General features: G+C 67.4%; 12 protein-coding genes. 7 read left to right on the top strand and 5 right to left on the bottom strand.

The window, feature by feature from the left end:
- The coding region (locus ACYP5B_RS27625; protein ID WP_459571824.1) for a helix-turn-helix domain-containing protein at positions 1-909 on the top strand (909 nt) is incomplete at its 5' end.
- 61 nt (positions 910-970) lie between these two features.
- Here ACYP5B_RS27625 and ACYP5B_RS27620 read toward each other — a convergent pair.
- On the bottom strand, positions 971-1702 hold the full coding sequence (locus ACYP5B_RS27620; RefSeq protein ID WP_459571828.1) for a BON domain-containing protein: 732 nt from the start codon (positions 1700-1702) through the stop codon (positions 971-973).
- Between the two features lie 191 nt (positions 1703-1893).
- The gene (locus ACYP5B_RS27615; RefSeq protein ID WP_400100340.1) at positions 1894-2319 is read right to left on the bottom strand and encodes an OsmC family protein; all 426 of its coding nucleotides are present in this window, start codon (positions 2317-2319) and stop codon (positions 1894-1896) included.
- A gap of 434 nt (positions 2320-2753) precedes the next feature.
- Between ACYP5B_RS27615 and ACYP5B_RS27610 the strand changes: the two genes are divergently transcribed.
- The 6 genes from ACYP5B_RS27610 to ACYP5B_RS27585 all read left to right on the top strand — a co-directional run bounded on the left by ACYP5B_RS27610 (position 2754) and on the right by ACYP5B_RS27585 (position 9034).
- Positions 2754-3839 carry a calcium:cation antiporter gene (locus tag ACYP5B_RS27610; RefSeq protein WP_318235548.1) on the top strand — a complete coding sequence of 362 codons (1086 nt, stop codon included), beginning with the start codon at positions 2754-2756 and terminating at the stop codon, positions 3837-3839.
- Between the two features lie 120 nt (positions 3840-3959).
- Entirely contained in the window at positions 3960-5186 is a 1227-nt protein-coding gene (locus ACYP5B_RS27605; protein WP_459571823.1) for an FAD-dependent oxidoreductase, read from the top strand.
- A 69-nt stretch (positions 5187-5255) separates the two neighbouring features.
- Positions 5256-6179 (top strand): LysR family transcriptional regulator, encoded by a 924-nt coding sequence (locus tag ACYP5B_RS27600; RefSeq protein ID WP_318235550.1) that lies wholly within the window; start codon positions 5256-5258, stop codon positions 6177-6179.
- Positions 6180-6355: 176 nt separating this feature from the next.
- Positions 6356-6733, top strand: a complete 378-nt coding sequence (gene hpxZ / locus ACYP5B_RS27595) for an oxalurate catabolism protein HpxZ (protein WP_459571822.1) — start codon at positions 6356-6358, stop codon at positions 6731-6733.
- 158 nt (positions 6734-6891) lie between these two features.
- Positions 6892-7965 carry a porin gene (locus ACYP5B_RS27590; RefSeq protein WP_459571821.1) on the top strand — a complete coding sequence of 358 codons (1074 nt, stop codon included), beginning with the start codon at positions 6892-6894 and terminating at the stop codon, positions 7963-7965.
- Between the two features lie 457 nt (positions 7966-8422).
- On the top strand, positions 8423-9034 hold the full coding sequence (locus ACYP5B_RS27585; RefSeq protein WP_459571820.1) for a uracil-DNA glycosylase family protein: 612 nt from the start codon (positions 8423-8425) through the stop codon (positions 9032-9034).
- Between the two features lie 257 nt (positions 9035-9291).
- On the opposite strand, the gene ACYP5B_RS27580 is transcribed toward ACYP5B_RS27585, so the two are convergent.
- The 3 genes from ACYP5B_RS27580 to ACYP5B_RS27570 all read right to left on the bottom strand — a co-directional run bounded on the left by ACYP5B_RS27580 (position 9292) and on the right by ACYP5B_RS27570 (position 18798).
- Positions 9292-9795, bottom strand: a complete 504-nt coding sequence (locus ACYP5B_RS27580) for a phasin family protein (protein WP_459571819.1) — start codon at positions 9793-9795, stop codon at positions 9292-9294.
- Between the two features lie 166 nt (positions 9796-9961).
- Positions 9962-18508: a GH36-type glycosyl hydrolase domain-containing protein gene (locus tag ACYP5B_RS27575; protein ID WP_459571818.1), complete on the bottom strand. Its 8547-nt coding sequence runs from the start codon at positions 18506-18508 to the stop codon at positions 9962-9964.
- Positions 18509-18642: 134 nt separating this feature from the next.
- A complete protein-coding gene (locus ACYP5B_RS27570) occupies positions 18643-18798 on the bottom strand; it encodes a DUF3309 family protein (protein WP_318235559.1) in 156 nt (51 codons plus the stop codon).
- Between the last annotated feature and the right edge of the window lie 261 nt (positions 18799-19059).

Raw genomic sequence — 19059 nt, 5'->3', positions numbered from 1 at the left:
GTGATCGGCGCGTCGGGCCGCGCGCTGGCCCTGCCCGCCCTGGGGCTGGAGCCAGCGCGGCGGCGGCGCGCCACGGAAGACGGCAATGCGCTGGTGGTGGTGCCGGGCGTGCTCGCGCGCAATGCGCCGCACCTGGGCGAGATCGTGGCCGGCGCCGGCCAGGCGCTGCGCTTGCTGGAGCGGCATGCGCAGGCGGGCGGATGGATCGCGGCGGGGGCGAGCGGCATCGCCTTTCCCGCGGAGCTTGGCCTGCTGGATGGCGCGCGCATGGGTGCGCCGTGGACCTTCCAGAGCTGGATGGCCAAGCGCTATCCGCGCTGCGATTTTTCCGCGAGCGAGCCCATGAGCCTGCACCAGCGCGTGTTTGGCTGCGTGGCGCCGGCGCTGCAGACGGAGTTCATGCTGCGCGTGCTGGGGCACCTGCATGACCCCGATCTGGCGCAGACCTGCTCGCGCATGCTGCTGTACCAGGCCGAGCGCCAGCAGCTCACGCCGGAGCTGGTGTCGCAACACTGGCTCAGCAAGACCGCCGACAGCCCCGTCTACCGCGCCATGCGCTGGCTGCAGGCGAACGTGGATGCGCCGTACCGGCTGGCGCTGGTGGCGCAGGCGGCGGCCGTGAGCGAGCGGACCTTGCTGCGGCATTTCCGGCAGGTCAGCGGCATGACGCCGCTGGAATACCTGCACGGGCTGCGCGTGGAGCGCGCCAAGACCCTGCTGGAGGTGACGCTGCATGGCTCGCAGGCGGTGGCCGAAGCCTGCGGCTACAGCGACGCGGCGGCGTTCAGGCGGCTGTTCCAGCGGGCAACGGGAATGTCGATGTCGAGCTACCGGGCGCGCTTTGCGCTGCGCTCGCAGCGGCGCTACTGGCGCGTGGAGGACATGCCGCGCCCGGCGGGCGCGGCATGATCCGATCCAGCTATTGAACTTGCGAACCTGCGAACTTGCGAAGTTGCGTTGGCAGTGGCGCCTAATTGCTCAGCACGATGCGGTTGACCACGTCCTCGACACCATGCACGTACCAGGCATCGCGCTCCGCCTGGCGTTTGCCGGCTTCGGTGGTGGCGTAGCCTTCGAGCGTGACGACGCGGTCCTTGGTCTGCACGCGGATGCGGTCGGCATCGACGAACTGGTCGGTCTCCAGCACCAGCTTCAGCGCTTCCGTGACTTCGTCGTCGCGGTCGGCCTCGGCCGGGGCCACCACCAGCTCGTTGATCACGCAGCGGCAACCACGCGACCACCACGCCAGCACACCGGCCAGGCGCATGTGCGACAGGCTGATCACGTGACCGCGCAGGGTCACCACGCCGTCGACGACTTCGATCTCGATCTCGCCGCTGGACTCGCCAACGGCTTCGCGCACGTGTTCGATCCTCCCCTTGGTATGGGCGCAGATGCGGCAATTGCGAAAGTCGATCGCCTGCAGCAGCCGTACGCAGATGGCATTGCGCAGTTCGCCGTCGCCAACCGCCGCGCCGCCGTCGGCGACCCGCAGGTGATCGATCACAGCGGACACACCGTCGACACGGCGTACCGACGCGGCAACGCGGCTCTTGTCGACAATATCGGGGACTTCGCCTTCGAGAATCAGCGCGCCGTCGCTCAGGCGCAAGTGGATGGTGGGATGGATGGGATGGCTGTGGAAAGGCACGTGGGCGATGGCCGCCCTAGCCTGAGTCAGGACTGCTTCACTGCTATGCATGATGTCTGCCTTATCTTGGAAGGTCTGGATATAGGAGACGCGTTCAGTCCATTGAACGCCCGCGCGGTCCCGCGCCAGGTGCGGCGCGGGACGGCGAATCTTCATTATAGGTAGCCAGGCTGGCCACGCCCGACCTATTGGCCGGATGCCGGGCCCTGCGCGCGCCTTCGCAGCGCGCGCAGCGCGCGGGATCAGGTTTCCACCTTGGCGTCCATGGTGATCTCTGCCTTTAGGAGCTTGGACACCGGGCAGCCGGCCTTGGCCCCTTGCAGGCATTTCTCTACCGCCTCTTTGTCGGCCCCGGGCACGCGCACCGTCACGTCCAGGTGCACGGCGGTGATGGAGAAACCGCCACCGTCCTTGTCGAGCGTGACCGTGGCCTTGGTGGCAATGCTCTCGGCGACCATGTTGGCCTCGCCCAGGATCAGGGACAGCGCCATGGAGAAGCATCCCGCATGGGCCGCCCCGATGAGTTCCTCGGGATTGGTGCCGGGTCCCCCTTCGAAACGGGCCTTGAAGCCATAGGGCGCATCCTTTAGCACGCCGCTCTCCGCCGAGATGCTGCCCTGGCCGTCCTTGAGGCCGCCTTGCCATTTAGCCGATCCGTACTTTTTCATGAGAGTTCTCCTGGTCGAAAGGGGAAGGCGCGGCGCTCGCCGTGCCGGTAACGGGACGCTTGCTGCGCGTCCGGAGATGCCTGTGCTGCTCTGGTGCGACGCTGGAATGGCCGGCCGAGTTCAGGACTTTAGGCGCCGGGAGTTCCAAAACACAGGACAAAACCGCGAAATCCCTGCCAACTCCAGCAAATCAAGCTGCAATTCCTTTCAATTTAAGCGAATTTCAGGGAACTGAATCCCTGATACGACTGCCTTACATGCGCGCTGCCGCCCGAGCGGATTGCTGCCGCCCCAAGCTGAACCACAATAGGACGCCACGGGGAAAACGGCCAGCAAGCCCGCTGAGGGCGGCACTTTCTCGTCAGTCCTGACGCGCCGCACCCATCACAATCAAGCAGAAACCACATATTTCATTAACCAGAAAGGGAGAACGGATGCCATTGACGTCGAATAAATTGCCTGCCTGGACCTTATGGCTGCCGGTGGCAGCCTGGGCCATCCTCGGGGCAGGCATGGCGGTGCCCGGTCAGGCGCTGCTGTTGGTGCTGGCCGGCCTGGCCCTCGCGGGCTCGGTGTTTGCGGCGGTGCACCATGCCGAGGTGGTAGCGCATAGAGTGGGCGAGCCCTTTGGCACGCTGGTGCTGGCGATCGCCGTGACCGTGATCGAAGTGGCGCTGATCGTCTCGGTGATGCTGTCCGCGGGCCCCGAGAAGGCCGGGCTGGCGCGCGATACCGTGTTTGCCGCGGCCATGCTGGTGTGCAACGGCATCGTGGGGATTTGTCTTTTGGTGGGTGGCCTGCGCCATCGCGAGCAGGCTTTCCAGGCGCCGGGCGCCACCGCCGCGCTGGCCGTGCTGGCCGCCCTTGCCGTGCTCACCATGGTGTTGCCCAACTACACCAGCGCGATTCCCGGGCCGATGCTGTCGCAGTCGCAGCTGGCCTTTGCGGGCATTGCCTCGCTGGTGCTCTACGGCAGCTTTGTGTTTGTGCAGACCGTGCGCCATCGCGACTACTTCCTGGTGGAGGGCACCTCCGACGAAAGCGTGCATGCCCCGCCCCCGCCCGTAAAGATCGCGCTCACCAGCGGCGGCATGCTGCTGGTGTGCCTGGTGGCGGTGGTCGGCCTGGCCAAGCTGCTCTCGCCTACCGTGGAGGCGGCGGTAGCGAGTGCCGGTGCCCCGCCGGCCGTGGTTGGCATCGTGATTGCCGCGCTGGTGCTGCTGCCCGAGGGCTTGGCCGCATTGCGCGCCGCGCGTGCCGACCGCCTGCAGACCAGCATGAACCTGGCGCTGGGCTCCGCGCTGGCCAGCATCGGGCTGACCATTCCCACCGTGGCCGCGGTCTTTATCGCGGTGGGCAAGCCGCTGACACTGGGCCTGGGCCCGACGGAAACCGTGCTGCTTGCGCTGACGTTGCTGGTCAGCACGCTGACGCTGCACTCGGGCCGCACCACCATGCTGCAAGGCGTGGTGCACCTGGTCATCCTGGCGGCGTACTTGTTCCTGTCGGTCGTGCCTTAAGGCTCCGGGGGCCAGGCGGGGCGGCTTCCGGCCCCGCCCGCCGAGCGCACACATTGCGCGCTCGCCATGAGACCAAATCGGTGCTGGTTGCGTGCAGTCCTTTTGCGCAAACTGGCGCCCATGACGCTCAGGATCCCCACCAAACGCATTGTCATCGTCGGCGCCGGCGTGGCCGGCAGCATCATGGCCCGCGCGCTGGCCATGCAAGCCGGGCTGGAGGTGACCTGCCTGGAGCAGGTTGCACCGGATGACCACGCGAGCGCCGGGCTGGTGATCGGCCCCAACGCCATCAAGGCCTTGCACATGCGCGATCCCCTGCTGGCCAGCGCCATCGGCGAGGCCGGCCTGCCGTGGGATCACTGGCGCGTGTCGCTGTGCAGCGGCGAGGTACTGCTGGACCTGCCACTCACGCGCGTGGCGGACCACGGCGGGGTGCGCATCTTGCGCAGCACGCTGTACCGCGTGCTGCGCCAGGCCGCCGGTGACACCGTGCGCTACCGCTGCAAGCTGCTGGAATGCGGCGCCAGCCTGCAGGATCCGGCACGCAGCTACGTGGTCTGGGAACAGGATGGCCGCCAATGCCGGCTTGACGATATCGACCTGCTGATCGCGGCCGATGGCCGTGGCTCTCCCACCCGAAGCGCGTTTGCCGGCCAGCCCGCAACGCACCAGGTTGGTGCCCTGCTATTCCGCCTGATGGTGCCGGACGCCGGGGCCGGCCAGATCGACGATTACGAACAATGGTGCAACGGCCCTAACCGCCTGCTGGCCTTCCGCTTGCCGGACGGGCAGATCAATATCGCGGGCAGCCTGCCCACCCCCGGCGAATATCCATTGCATGCGGGCATGGACATGGAGGCGCTGCGCGTGGCCTACACGCCCGCGCACGCCAGGCCGGGGCCGCAGGCGGCCTGGCTGATCGATACGCTCTGCGCCAATGCGGATGCCATCTGCTGGTACCGCATGCGGGCGCCCGGCATCCGCTTTGCCGAGCCGCATGCGCAGGTGATGTACCTGGGCGACAGTGCCCACGCCATGGCGCCACCCCTTGGCCAGGGCGTGGCGCAAGCCATCGAGGACGCCTGCAGCGCCGCCGAACTGATTGCCACTTCGCTGGCCGGGGGCGAGACCAGCCCGCGCGCCTGGCTGTCAACGTTTGAAGCTGCCCGGCTTGAACGCCTGCGCTTTGTGATGTCGGTCGCCCCGCACGCCGCGGGCCTCATGCTGGGGGATGCCACGGAGCAAGACCGGGCGTCAGCGCTGGGCGCGCTGCGGCAACTCTACTGCCAGGTTGCGCTGCCCCGCCATGGCGCCGGCCCTGCTGCCGGGACTGCGCTGAGCGCGTAGCGTCGGCATGCGCACGATCCTTGCTAGTGAGAGCGGATCGATCTCACTAGCGCCTGAGCGCACGCCGCCATGCTCCACCCGCCTCGCCTCTATCTCTATCTTGACGCCGTGGCCCGCCATGGGTCGATCCGCAAGGCCGCCGAGCAACTCCACGTCGCGTCCACCGCGCTCAACCGGAAAATCCTGGAGGTGGAGCAGGATATCGGCACGGCGCTGTTCGAGCGCCTGCCGCGCGGCGTGCGGCTGACCGCCGCCGGCGAGGTGCTGATCGCCACCGTGCGCCGCAGCCTGGCGGATCTCGACTCGGCCGCCGCGCAGATGGAGCAGTTGCGTGGGCTGGTGCGGGGCACCGTGCGCATGGCGACGGTCGAGTCCGTCGCCACCGATTTCCTGCCTGAAGTCATCGGCCGCTACCAGTCCACCCACCGCGGCGTGCAGTTTCGCGTGGCGGTGGGCAACTCCGGCGACCTGCTGGCCGCGCTCAAGGAGGACGAGGCCGACCTGCTGCTGGCGCACGACCCGCCGCCCACGGCTTTCCTGCACGAACTGGCGGTGTCCGCGCAGCCCTTCTGCGCGATGATGCGCCCGGACCATCCGCTGGCCAGCCGGCGCACGTTGCGTTTATCCGACTGCCAGCCTTATCCGGTCGCCCTCGGGCCGGAGAGTTTTGGCAGCCGGCGGCTGATCGAGGCGATCTGCGCGCGCAACCGGTTGTCGCTGCGGGTCATGCTGGAAGCCACCACGGTAGAGATGCTGAAGAGCTTTGCGCGCCAGACCGGGGCGATCTGCTTCCAGTTCCAGGCCGGCACGCTGCGCGAGACGCGCCAGGGCACGCTGATTGCCGTGCCCCTGTCCGACCCCGAGCTGTGCGGCGGCCGGCTGGTGCTGGGCTCCCGCAAGGGCCGCAGCCTGCCGCCCGCGGCGGCAGCGTTTGCCGAGCATCTGAAGGCCGCGTTGACCGGCCTGCACCAGCCGCTGGCGCAGGCCGCCTGATGCGCGCCTGGGCTTGCATGGCGACGCGCGGCGCGCACCAGCGAGTGCACACAATTTGCGTGCGCCATGAGAAGAAATAAGTGCTGGTTGTATGCAATCGAATTGCCGCAAACTGCATCCATCGCAGTCACGCCGAGCGACATCACCGGGCTGGTCCGGATACCCACGAAAGCAAGATGAGAATCAACGATCCCGCCATCCTCGCCGAGGTGGAAGCCGCCTTCGATGCCTATGAACGGGCGCTGGGCGGCAACGACGTCGGCGAGCTCGACCGGCTGTTCTGGGCAAGCCCGCACACGCTGCGCTACGGCGCCGGCGAAAACCTCTACGGCATCGAGGCAATCCGCGCGTTCCGCGCGGCGCGCCCGGCCAAGGGGCTTGCCCGCGAGATCACCGAGCGCAGCGTCACCACCTTTGGCAACGATTTCGCCGTAGCCAACATCGCCTTTCGGCGCGCCGGCGAGCCGCGCCTGGGCCGCCAGAGCCAGAGCTGGGTGCGGCTGCCCGAAGGCTGGCAGGTGGTGGCCGCGCATGTGAGCTGGCAGCAAGCCTGAGCCAGCGGCGCTAGCGTACCGGCGCAGTCCTGCGCCAGCCATTTCAAGAGCAGACGGCTTTGAATAACCGGGGCTTGCCCCCGGAGGGGCGTTGTCGTGCCCCATGAATGCGACAGAGCCAGCAACGATAGAAAACGGGGTCAACCATGGAGGTCTTTATGCAACACAAATTCAAGCCGGTCGTGAAACTGGCAGTCATGGCCGCAGCCTTGATCTGCGGCAACGCAATGGCGCAATCCAGCGTCACGCTTTACGGGATGGTTGACGCCTACGTCGGCGCCACCAAGGCCGGCGGTGCCGACCGCGCCTACGGCGTCAACAGCGGCGGCATGCAAACCTCGTACTTCGGCATCAAGGGCACCGAGGATCTTGGCACCGGCCTGAAGGCCATCTTCGACCTGAACGGCTTCCTGCGCCCGGACACCGGCAAGCAAGGCCGCTTCGACGGCGACGCCTTGTTCACCCGCAATGCGTACGTCGGCCTGCAGAGCGCTACGCTGGGCACGGTGAAGCTCGGGCGCAACACCACGCCCTACTTCATCTCGACCATCCTGTTCAACCCGCTGGTCGACTCCTATGTGTTCTCGCCGGCGATCTTCCACACGTACTTCTCGGCCAGCAATGGCCGCGTCTATGACCCTGGCATCATCGGCGACTCGGGCTGGAGCAACTCGCTGGTGTACTCCACGCCGAACTTCAGCGGCCTTACCGCCAACGCGATCTACTCCTTCGGCGAGCAGGCAGGCAGCGTCGGCAAGAACAAGTGGGGCGGCAACGTGCTCTACTTCAACGGCAACTTCGGCGCAACCGTAGCCTTCCAGCAGGTCAAGTTCAACAGCACCCCGGGAGACGTGACCTCGCCCACGGCGCTGGCCGGCTTCGACAAGCAAAACGCCGTGCAGGCCGGCGTGAGCTACGACTTCAAGGTGGTCAAGCTGTTCGCGCAGGGCCAGTACATCAAGAGCGACGTCAACAACGCCACGGGCGACATCAAGCACACCAATGGCCAGGTTGGCGCCTCGATCCCCGTGGGCAACGGCAACGTGCTGGTCTCCTATGCTTACGACAAGACCAAGAACAGTGTCGCGAACTTCAAGCGCAACACGGCCGGCCTCGCCTACGACTACAACCTGTCCAAGCGCACCGATGTGTATGCCGCGTACTTCTACGACAAGCTGAGCGACCAGTCGCACGGCGACAGCTTTGGCGTGGGTGTGCGTCACCGCTTCTGATCGGAAGAGGTAGGCAAGCGGGCCGCTCTTTATTGCGGCCCGCTTGCACATGCACGCGCTGGCATACCCGGAATAGAGTCTAAAGCATCACAATTTGGGATCATCCAGGGGTCATCTTTCGACTCAACATATCCTCGTCGCCCTGGCTTGGCAGACTTTGCCAAAGTGCCTAGACTAGGCGCCATGGGCACGATGACGATGAACATTTCTCTCCCGGACGCGCTGAGGCATTCGCCCTGTTGCGGATACCGATCTCGATAATGCTATTGCGTATCCGCTTGATCAGCTGCCATCCAGCGCTTCTGGATAGTTTTCAGGAAGCCGTCGAGCAACTCGGAAGATTTCCGCAAAGTGGTTCGCGCCGCCTGGGGCAATGGATTAGTTTGCCAGCGCTGCGCGCTCTGGCTCTGCTCGGCATCCCGGCATGAAGCACGCCCTTCCTGTAAGCACTTCCGTCGTGAGCAATGATAGCCGCACCGACCTCGACGCCCTGCTGACCGAGGTCCGCGCCTGCCGCCTCTGCGAAGCGCACCTCCCCCTTGGCCCCCGCCCGGTCGTACAAGCCGCCGCCAGAGCCCGCATCCTGATTGTCGGCCAGGCGCCGGGCACGCGCGTGCATGCCAGCGGCATTCCCTGGGATGATCCCAGCGGTGAGCGGCTGCGTGAATGGATGGGTATTGATAAGACGGTGTTCTACGATGCCGCGCGCATCGCCATCATCCCGATGGGCCTGTGCTATCCGGGCCGTGGCGCCAGCGGCGACCTGCCGCCGCGCAAGGAGTGCGCGCCGTTGTGGATGGATGCGCTGATGGCGTGCCTGCCGGAGATCGAGCTGACGTTGCTGGTCGGGCAGTATGCGCAGCGGCGTTTCCTGGGGGCGGCTGCGCGCGGCGGCGTGACGCCCACGGTGGCGGGATTTGCCGCGCATGGGCCGCGTTTTATCCCGCTGCCGCATCCGTCGCCGCGCAACCAGGGCTGGTTCAAGCACAACGATTGGTTTGCGCGGGACTTGCTGCCGGTGCTGCGCCAGCGCGTGGAGGCCGTTCTCTCGGCAACACCCGCTGGCTGATCGCCGCAAGAAAAACTGCGCCATATGGGCGCAGTTCAGACTGCTGACAAACCGGAAGCATTAGCCGAAGCCGCCGAACGAGCCAACGCCGCGCGCCATGACGACGGCTGCTTCTCCCTCTCCCCTCAGGGGGAGAGGGGAGCACGACAACGCAGATCCGGCGTTGTCAGCAAGGAAAAACTCCGCCACATGGGCGCAGTTTTTCCTTGCTACTGGCGTTTGCTTCACAGCGGCCAGCGGTGCCGCCTGGCTTAGCCTTACTTGGCTGCCGCGGCGGGCATGACGGATTCAATCGCGTCGCGCATCGGCTTCATGGCCGTTTCGTACGCCGCGATCCAGCTCGGCGCGCTTGCGCCGGCAGCCGGGAACGCGCCGCCGGCGTTCGACATTAGGTTCTGGCCGAACGACGCCATGGCTTCCTGGGTCTGCGCGGCGTAGGTGCTCATCTGGCGCTGGGCTTCCTGCGCGAATTCTGCGCCGGTGCTGGCGAAGATCTCGTTCATGTGGCCGGCGTAGGCGTTCATCTTCTGGGCAAACCCATTCGCCAGTTCCGGCTTGAGGCCGGCCATGCCGGCGCCAACCGGCTGCTGGCTGGATTCGCGGACGTAGTTCGTGGTATCCGCCAGGCTGGTCTTGACGGTCTGCATGTTCAGCGCGCTGATTTTTTCCGCGCCGCGGGCCAGGGGGCCGACCAGGGCGAGGAACAGGTCCAGGTTAGCTTGCTGGACGCCGAAGAATTGAGCTTGGGTGGGATGTGCCATGAAATAGTCTCCTGGGGATGATCCAACGCTGCCGAAGAGGGTTTCGTGAGCGGCATCATCGTTTTGCTGCACCGCAGCAATGAGACACATCATAAGCTTATTCCCCGAGGAGTCAAGCGATTCCCGGAAAGACTTTGCCGGGCGCGCCAGATGCATCCCATGCGCCCTATTCCGCCGCTGGCGGGATGCATAGCAGCAGCCTGTGCCTGCCATCGTCCAGCGGTACGCGCACCGCGCCGTCGTGACCGGGCACCGCCAGCCCGTCGAGGACCGCATGCGCGCCGCCCGCGCCAGGCGCCAGCGTCTGCACCCGGATTTCATAGTGGCACGCACCCAGGCACACCGTCGCCTCAAAGCCAGGCCACGCCGCCGGAATGCTCGGCGCGACGATCAGCCAGCTCCCTTCCCGGCGGATCCCCAGGATGCCTTCCACCCCGGCGCGGTACATCCATCCGGCCGCGCCGGTGTACCAGGTCCATCCGCCGCGGCCGATGTGGGGCGCCACCGAATACACATCGGCCGCGACCACGTAAGGCTCCACCTTATAGCGCTGGGCACCCGCGGCCGTGCTGGCGTGGTGGATCGGGTTGAGCATCGAGAACAGGTCTACGGCTTTTGCGCCCGCGCCGAGCCGGGCAAAGGCAAGGACCGACCACATCGCGGCATGGCTGTATTGCCCGCCGTTCTCGCGCACGCCGGGGGGATAGCCTTCGATGTAGCCGGGATCCAGCGAGGCGCCATCGAAGGGCGGCGCGAACAGCAGCGCCAGGCCATCGTCGCGACGCACCAGGTGCTCGGCCATCGATGCCATGGCGGTTGCAGCGCGAACCGGGTCCCCGGCGCCCGACAGCACGGCCCACGACTGGGCAATGGCGTCGATCCGGCAGGCCGGACTGGTCCGTGAACCCAGCCAGCTGCCGTCATCGAAGGTAGCACGGCGATACCACTCGCCATCCCAGCCATCGCGCTCCAATGCCTCGCCCAGCATTGCGGCATGGGCGCGCCAGTGCGCTGCGCGGCCGGCATCGCGCACCTCGGCGAGCGGCGCGAAGAGCGTGATCGTGCGCATCAGCAACCAGCCAAGCCACACGCTCTCGCCCTTGCCGCCGGCCCCGACCCGGTTCATGCCGTCGTTCCAGTCGCCGCCGCCGATCAGCGGCAGCCCGTGCTCGCCGGTCAAGGCGAGGCATCGCTCGATGCCGCGCGCGCAATGCTCGAACAGCGCGGCGGACGTCTCCCCGGTCATTGGCTGGAAGAAGGCGTCATGCTCGTCCGCGCCGAGCACCGGCCCGCCGAGGAACGAGACGTTCTCATCCAGCACCGCCGCATCGCCCGAGCCGGCAATGTAGGTCGCCGTGGCGAAGGCCAGCCAGACGCAATCGTCGGAGATGCGCGTGCGCACGCCCTGCCCGGTGTGCGGCAGCCACCAATGCTGGACATCGCCTTCGGCAAATTGCCTGGCCGCCGCGCGCAGCAGGTGCTGGCGCGTGGCCGCCGGCCTGGCGAAGGTGAGCGCCATGGTGTCTTGCAACTGATCGCGAAAGCCATAGGCGCCGCTCGCCTGGTAGAAGGCCGAGCGCGCCCAGATGCGGCAGGCCAGCGTCTGGTACAGCAGCCAGCCATTAAGCATGATGTCCATCGCCCGGTCCGGCGTCCTGACCTGCACGGCGCCAAGCAGGCTAGCCCAGTGCCCTGTCACGGCATCGAGCACGGCGTCGAGATCGGCGGCGCGATAGCGGGCAATCAGCGCCCTCGCCGCCTCGGCTGAGCCGCACTCGCCGAGCAACGCGACGATATCGAGCGTCTCGCCCGCGGCAAGCTCCACGAAGCACTGCACCGCGGCGCACGGATCCAGGCCCGCGCCCACCGCGCCGGACAAGGGCGTGGTGCCAAGCAGGGCCGCCGGCGCCTCGGCGCCGCCGTTGTAGCCGAGGAACTCCGTGCGGTCGGCGGTCCAGGCCGTTTGCCTGCCGCCGAGATCGGCAAAGGCGACCCGGCCGGGGAAGGCAGTGCTCCAGGGATTGCGCGCCAGCACCGCGCCGGTGGCCTCGTCGAGTTCGGTCACGATGAACGGTGCCGATGCGCCCCGCGAAGTGCCGAGTACCCATTCCACGTAAGCGGTGACGGAAAGCCGGCGGCGCACGGCGGACAGGTTGCTCAGCGTCAGCCGTGAAATCTTGAGCGGGTCTTCCAGCGGGACGAACTGCAGCAGCTCAACCGCGATGCCGTTTGCCTGGTGCGCAAAGCGGCTGTAGCCCTGGCCGTGGCGGGCCGTGTAGGTGCCTGCGCCGCGGATGGGCTGCGCGGTCGGGCTCCAGACTTCGAGGCTGTCTTCGTCGCGGATATAGAACGCTTCGCCGGCCGGATCCAGCACCGGGTCGTTGGACCAGGGCGTGAGCTGGTTCTCGCGGCTGCTCTCGGCCCAGGTATAGCCGCTGCCCTGTGCCGAGGCGTGGAAGCCAAAGTTGGGATTGGCGACGACGTTGATCCACGGCGCGGGCGTGGTGGCCGCGCCGTCCAGCACGACCACATATTCGCGCCCGTCCTTGTCGAAGCCACCGAGGCCATTGAAGAATTCAAGGGCCGGCATGGCGTGCGTTTGCGTGGGCGCCGGCCGCGGGAGCGCGCGGCGGCGTACGGGCGCGGCGCGCGGCGGTGCCTGGGGCAGCCGGCCGAGTTGTTCGGCAATGGCGCCTCTGCGCGCGGACAGCACCACGCGAGCCACGGACAACAGCAACGCGCGGGCGTCGACGTGCATCAAATCGGCGCGCAGCGTATAGACCGAGCCCTGGGCGAGCTCATCGCCAAAGCGAGGCCGCGACTGGCTGCTGCGCACCGCGGTCTCGATGGCAATCTGCAGGTCCTGCGTATAAGACGACGCGCGCTCGTTGACGATGACCAGGTCCACCCCAAGCCGCTTCATGCGCCAGTACTCGTGCGCGCGCAGCAGCTGGCGCACCTGCGCCATATCCTCGATCTCGTCGATGCGCAGCAGCACGATCGGCAAGTCGCCCGAGATGGCGTGCGGCCAGAGCCCGGACTGCGGGCCCGCGCCCCGCGCGATGGCCTCGGAGGCAACCCGGAAGCGCGGATCGGCGTACAGGATCGGCGCGGCCAGTCGCTGGAAATCCGCTGCCTCGTCCGCCTTGACGTCGAGATGGCGCAACTGCACCTGGGCTTGCGTCCAGGCCAGGGTCTTGGCACGCTCGAAGGCGCTGCGGTCGTGATGCTTGTCGATCAGATCCAGCAGCGCGGCGCGCGAGGGCGCCACCAGCGTCCAGAAGGCGACGCGTGCCACGCCGCCCGGTGCGACCCGCACGCGCTGCCTGAGCGAGAAGATGGCGTCGAGCACCGTGCCCGTGGTGTTGGAGAGCGCACGGCCATGCCGCACGCCGTCCGCTATCCTGCCCGTTTGCCCCTCTTCCAGGAAGCGCGCCCGGTCGGTCTCGTATTGCGGATCCGCTACCACGTCGCCTTCGACGATCGCGAAATGGGCGGCCCAAATCGTGGGCTCCGTGGGCGAGCGCGTGCGGCGCGTGGCAACCAGCGCGCCGAACTCGGCCAGGTATTCGGTTTCGACAAACAGCTTGGAGAAGGCCTGATGCGCGATGTCGGCCGCCGGCACGGTCAGCACCAGCTCCGCATACGAGGTCAGCTCGATCTCGCGCGCGCGCCGCCCGCTGTTGGCCAGCGAGACTCGCCGCACTTCCCCGTCATCCTCGCCGGAGACCAGGATGGAGAGCGTGGTGACCAGGCTGCCATCGCGGCGGATGAACTCCGCGTGGTCTTCGGCAAAGACCACTTCGCTGCCCTGCTCGCCATCGTCCGTGTCGCCGCCGGCAAACTGTGCGCCGGCCGGCCAGACGGCGCGGCTGTGCGTATCGCGCAGGAAGATAAAGCTGCCAGCGTCGTCGCGGGTGGCATCCTCCCGCCACCGCGTCACGGCCAGATCGCGCCAGCGGCTGTAGCCAGCGCCAGCCGCGGTCAGCATCACCGCGTAGCGCCCGTTCGACAGCAGATGCGTGACGGGAGCACCGGGCGCGTAGCCCGAAAGCCTGCGCACCGTGGAATCCACGCTGCCGGGCTCCAGCGTGGAAGCCTTCACCTCTTCGGCGCGGGGATGCGCGATGGCGACGTTGCGCGGCATGCGCTCCTGCAGCAGCAGCTCGGTGGCCTGGATCATCGGCTCGCGGTGAAAGCGCTCCCGCATCTGGCCGCCGTGCAGCGTATTGGCAATCGCCACGATGGTCATGCCCTGGTGGTGGGCCATGTAGCTGCGGATGATGGCGAATTCCTCATCTTCGGGCAGCCGGGACCGGGTGAAATCGATGGCCTCGTAGAAGCCGAAGCGCCCCTTTGCCCCCATCTGCGCGAGACGCGCGAAGTTCTGCTGCGCGCCTTGCGGATCCACCATGGTGGCCAAGCCGCTCGCATAGGGTGCGATCACGACGTTGTCGGAGAGCCCTCGCTTCAGGCCTAGTCCCGGCACGCCGAAGTTGGAGTACTGGTAGGTGAACTCCATGTCGCGCGCGTTGTAGGCGGATTCGGACACGCCCCATGGCACGCCCAGCGCGCGGCCGTAGCCCTGCTGGCGCTCCACCACGAGCCGGTTGGTCTGCTCGAGCAGGCTGCCCGCCGGCGCGCGCATGATCAGCGACGGCATCAGGTACTCGAACATCGACCCGGACCACGAGATCAGCGCCGACCCGTTGCCCAGCGGCGTGGCCGTGCGGCCAAGGCGGAACCAGTGGCGCGTGGACACATCGCCCTTGGCGATGGCAAACAGGCTGGCGAGACGGGCCTCCGACGCGAGCAGGTCATAGCAGCTGACATCGAGCCGGTTGTCATCCTGCGAGTAGCCGATCGAGAGCAGCTTGCGCTCCTCGTCAAACAGGAACGCGAAGTCCATCGCGAGCGCCATCTCGCGCGCCACGGCGGCGAGCGCTTGCAGGCGCGCGCCGAGCAAGTCCGGCGCTTCGATGCGTTCGACCCGGTCTTGTTCATGCTCGGCCACGGCCTTGCGCAGCGCTTCCACCCAGAACGCCAGGTCGCCAAGGCTGTCGTCGCCGGTGGCGGGCAGGATGTCGCGGGCGATCCCCGCGGCTTTTTCCGTCAGCCGCTTGAGCGCGGGCATCAGCATGGCCATGGCCTGCGCACCGTTGAGCTGGGTTTCGACCTGTTCCAGCAGTTCGCCGAGCTTGCCGGCGCGCTCGCCGCCCGCCAACGCCAGGCCGGCAATGGCCTCGCGCGCCAGCGTGACGGTATCCATCATGCCGAGCCGGAAATCCGGCGTCACCTCGGCATGGATCCATTCTTCACAGGCATTGGCCAGCGCAATCAGGTGCCCGGCCAGGTTACCGCTGTCGACCGATGAGACGTAGGCAGGCGTCAGGGCGCGCAGATCCTGCGTGCCATACCAGTTGTAGAAGTGGCCATGGCAGCGCTGCAGCTTTTGCATGGCGGCGAAGGCTGCCTCAAGCCGCTCGGCCGTCGCCGCCGTGCCGCTCCAGCCAAAGTCGCGCGCAGCGATGGCCGATAGCAGGTACAGGCCGATATTGGTGGGCGAGGTCCGGTGCGCAAGGACCGGTTTCGGGCGCTCCTGGAAATTGTCGGGCGGCAGCATGTTGTCCGCCGGCGTGACCATGGTCTCGAAAAAGCGCCAGGTGCGGCGCGCGGTCAGGCGCAGCTCGCGCGTGTCCGCGTCCGACACCACCAGCCGCCTTGCCACCTTTGGCGCCCGGCTGGCCCACAGCGCCAGCACTGGCGCGGCGAGCCAGAGCAATCCAAGGGGCAGCGCGAGCGGCCAGGAGGCGGGCGCGAAGGCCAGCGTGCCCGCAAGCAGCGCCAGCGTCAGCAATACGCCGCCCGTCATCTGCCGGTAAGAGCCCGCCAGGTCGAGCCGGGGGCTGGTCATGGACTGGGCGGCCGTGGTCCACTCCAGCAGGTGGCGACGCGTAAAGCGCAGCCGCGCCAGCGTGCGCGCGATGGCGTCGCTCATGCGCCAGGCCACGTCGGGCAGGAACGCCAGCGTCAGCAGCACCTGCGCGATGGCCGCGCGCAGGTCGTCCCACAGCATCCCCACGTGGTTGCGCAGCCGGATGCCGGCACGATGGGGAATGACGGAAAACACGCCGGGCAATAAGGCGGGAATCGCCATGGCCGCCAGCAACAGCAGCGTGCCGCGCAAGGCGGCACCGGGCGGCAGCGGCCAGCACGCGCCAAAGCACAGCAGCAGCGACGGCGCGAGCACCGAGCGCCGCAGGTTGTCCAGCATCTTCCAGCGGCCGAGCATCGGCACCGCCTGGCTGCCCTTGCGGCCGCGCAAGATCCAGTCAAGGAGCTGCCAGTCGCCACGTGTCCAGCGATGCTGGCGCTTGGCCGCCACGTCATAGCGCGCGGGGAAATCCTCGACGACTTCGATGTCCGAGGCCAGCCCGGCACGGGCGAACGAGCCCTCGAACAGATCATGGCTGAGCACCGCGTTCTCCGGCACGCGGCCGTGCAGCGCGGCCTCGAAGGCATCCACGTCATAGATGCCCTTGCCGGTATAGGAACCCTCACCGAAGATGTCCTGGTACACGTCCGATGCCGCAGCCGCATAGGGATCGATGCCGCCGGGCGCCGAGAAGATGCGCTGATAGAACGAACCCTCGCTGCCCACCGGCAGGGATGGCGTGACGCGTGGCTGCAGGATGGCGTAGCCGCCAACCACGCGCTGCAGCTTGTCGTCGAACCTTGGCCGGTTCAGCGGGTGGGCCATCTTGCCGATCAGCCGGAGTGCCGCGTCGCGCGGCAAGCGCGTGTCGGCATCGAGCGTGATCACGTAGCGCACATCGGGCGGTACCTGGGGCGGCCGGCCGTAGACAGGCATAAAGCTGGTGTCCGTGGCGCCGCGCAGCAGGCGGTTGAGTTCATGGAGCTTGCCGCGCTTGCGCTCCCATCCCATCCACTTGCCTTCTCCGGCGTTGAATATGCGGTGCCGGTGCAACAGCAGGAAGCGGTCGCCGGCGGGACCCGGCCCGTAGCGGCGATTCAGCTCGCCGATGTCTTCGGCCGCCACCGCCAAAAGGGCCGCGTCGCCCGGCATGGCTTCCTGGTCGGCGTCGGTGCCATCGGTGAGCAGCGCAAAGGTCAGGTCGCCACCGGCGCCGGCGAGGTGGTGCACCTCCAGGCGCTCGATCTGCTCGCGCAGGCTGGCTTCGCCCGATAGCAGCGTGGGCACGGCCACCAGCGTGCGCAACGCTTGCGGCACGCCTGCCGTGAGCTCAAGCCCCGGCAGGATGGATGCGCCAAAGAGCCAGGCGATGCCGCGGTTGACCACCGCCGTTGCCACCTCGCTGGCTGGCACGAAGCCCAGCAAGCCGACCAACGCGAGCCAGCCGCCGTGGAGCGCCGGCATGGCCGCCGCCGCAAGCAACCAGAGCGAGCCGCCGAGCAGCGCGAGGGTGACCAGCAGGATGGCGCCCATATAGCCGCCAATGCCCAGCGCGATATTGAGGCGGGAAAACCGCAGACGCGCCGGGGCACGGAAGCCGATCACGCGCTCGAAGGCGCGCCGGCCCTCGGCGATCAGGTGATACCCCGGGTCCCCGATGCGCTCCGCCTGCGCTGCATCGGCGGTGCCGGCCGCCGCGGCGCGTGCCGTGGCCAGCGCGAGATCGGCGATCTCCAGCTCCGAGGCCAGTGAGCCGCGCGCAAGCTGCTCAATCGCGCTGCGGTAAAGATTGCGGGTGGGGAAATCCATTTCGGCATAGCCGCTGCCATCGCGCAAACGCGCGTCGACCAGGCTCACGCTCTCGAACAGTTCGGCCCAGTCGATATCGGAAATCAGCCGCATGCTGGTGATGACATTGCGCACCGTCACGTTGGACGCACCCTGGCGCTGCTGGGCATGCCGCACCACACCCTCGATGGACGCGCCCTGCCGCCCGAGCCGCTCTTCCAGCCAGGCCAGGGTGGGCGTGGTCCGTGGGTCCTGGTCCCGCAGGCGCTTGGCCAGTTGCGCGGCAAACAGTTCCGACAAGGGCGCAGCGGCGCGCGAGGCGATATCCGTGTCGAGCGCCGACCGGGCGCAGCCCGACTTGAGCAGCTGCTTCGACAGATCGTCCGCGTCGGCGCGGGCGATGCGCCCGGCGGTTATCTGCTCGGCCAGGCGGCGCAGGTTCTCGATCAGGACGATGCGCAGCGTGATGGCCACCGCCCACAGCTCGCCGATGGTCAGCGGCTGCACACGCTGGTAGGCGGCTATGAAGCGCCGCAGGGTGTCCGGGTCGATATGGCTGTCGGTATGCGCGACAAAGGCCCAGGCAAGGCCAAACACCCGGGGATAGCCCGCGAATGGCCCCTCGCTGAGCTTGGGCAGCTGGCGATAGTAGCCGGGCGGCAGGTCATCGCGGATCTCGCGGATCTGCGCTTCCACCAGGTGGTAGTTGTCCAGCAGCCATTCGGCCGCGGGCACCACGGCCCTGCCGCTCTCCAGTTCCGCCGCGCCGGCCCGGTAGGCCGCGAGCAATACTTCGGCATTGTCATTGAGGCGGCTGCGCAACGTGCGCACGCGCGGCGGCTTCGACGTGACAGGCTGGGCCGCGGCAAGGCTTTGCGCATGCTGCTCCAGCCGCTCGATCCCGAACAGCTCCTCCCGCACTGGCGCCTTGTCATCCCACGGCGAAGGGGTGGATGCGTACTCAAACGTACGGCCTAGCACTGAATACATGGACGCCTTGGTTGCCAACGGGGATCGGGAGGCGGGCTCGCCTCCTTAAAAACGGCTGGCCGGCAAGCCTGAAGCTTGCCGGCCATCACGCGATCGCTTCGCGGACTGTTGCGCCAAGGCGAGTGTATTCTCGTCTACAGGCGGCCCAGAAGTACCAACACCAGCACCACGACCAGCAGCAGGCCTAGCACGCCGCTGGGCATATAGCCCCAGGAACGGCTGTGCGGCCACGTCGGCATCGCACCGAGCAAGACGAGCACAAGCACGACCAGTAAAACGGTTCCTAACATGGAACGCTCCTTTCCCGACTCCGCGTTATTAGCCAGGCCGCCGCAGTTATCTCGCCAGGGGACCGGAATCTTCGAGCCCGATGCGAAGGTAGCCGCGCCATTGGGCATGGACCTGACCGCTATCGTCACGTTGCCATGGATGGAGTGCGGTGTCGGTACGATGACGGACAATTGGCGCCCGTTCCTGGCGTTGAACGGCGCAGGGGTGAAAGGGAGCGGGAAACGCGGGGGCATGACAGCCATGGTGGCCTTGAGGCCAGC

Source organism: Cupriavidus sp. 8B (assembly GCF_054589115.1).
The sequence above is the reverse complement of the archived record's forward strand: the minus strand, read 5'-3'. Positions and strand labels throughout refer to the sequence as shown.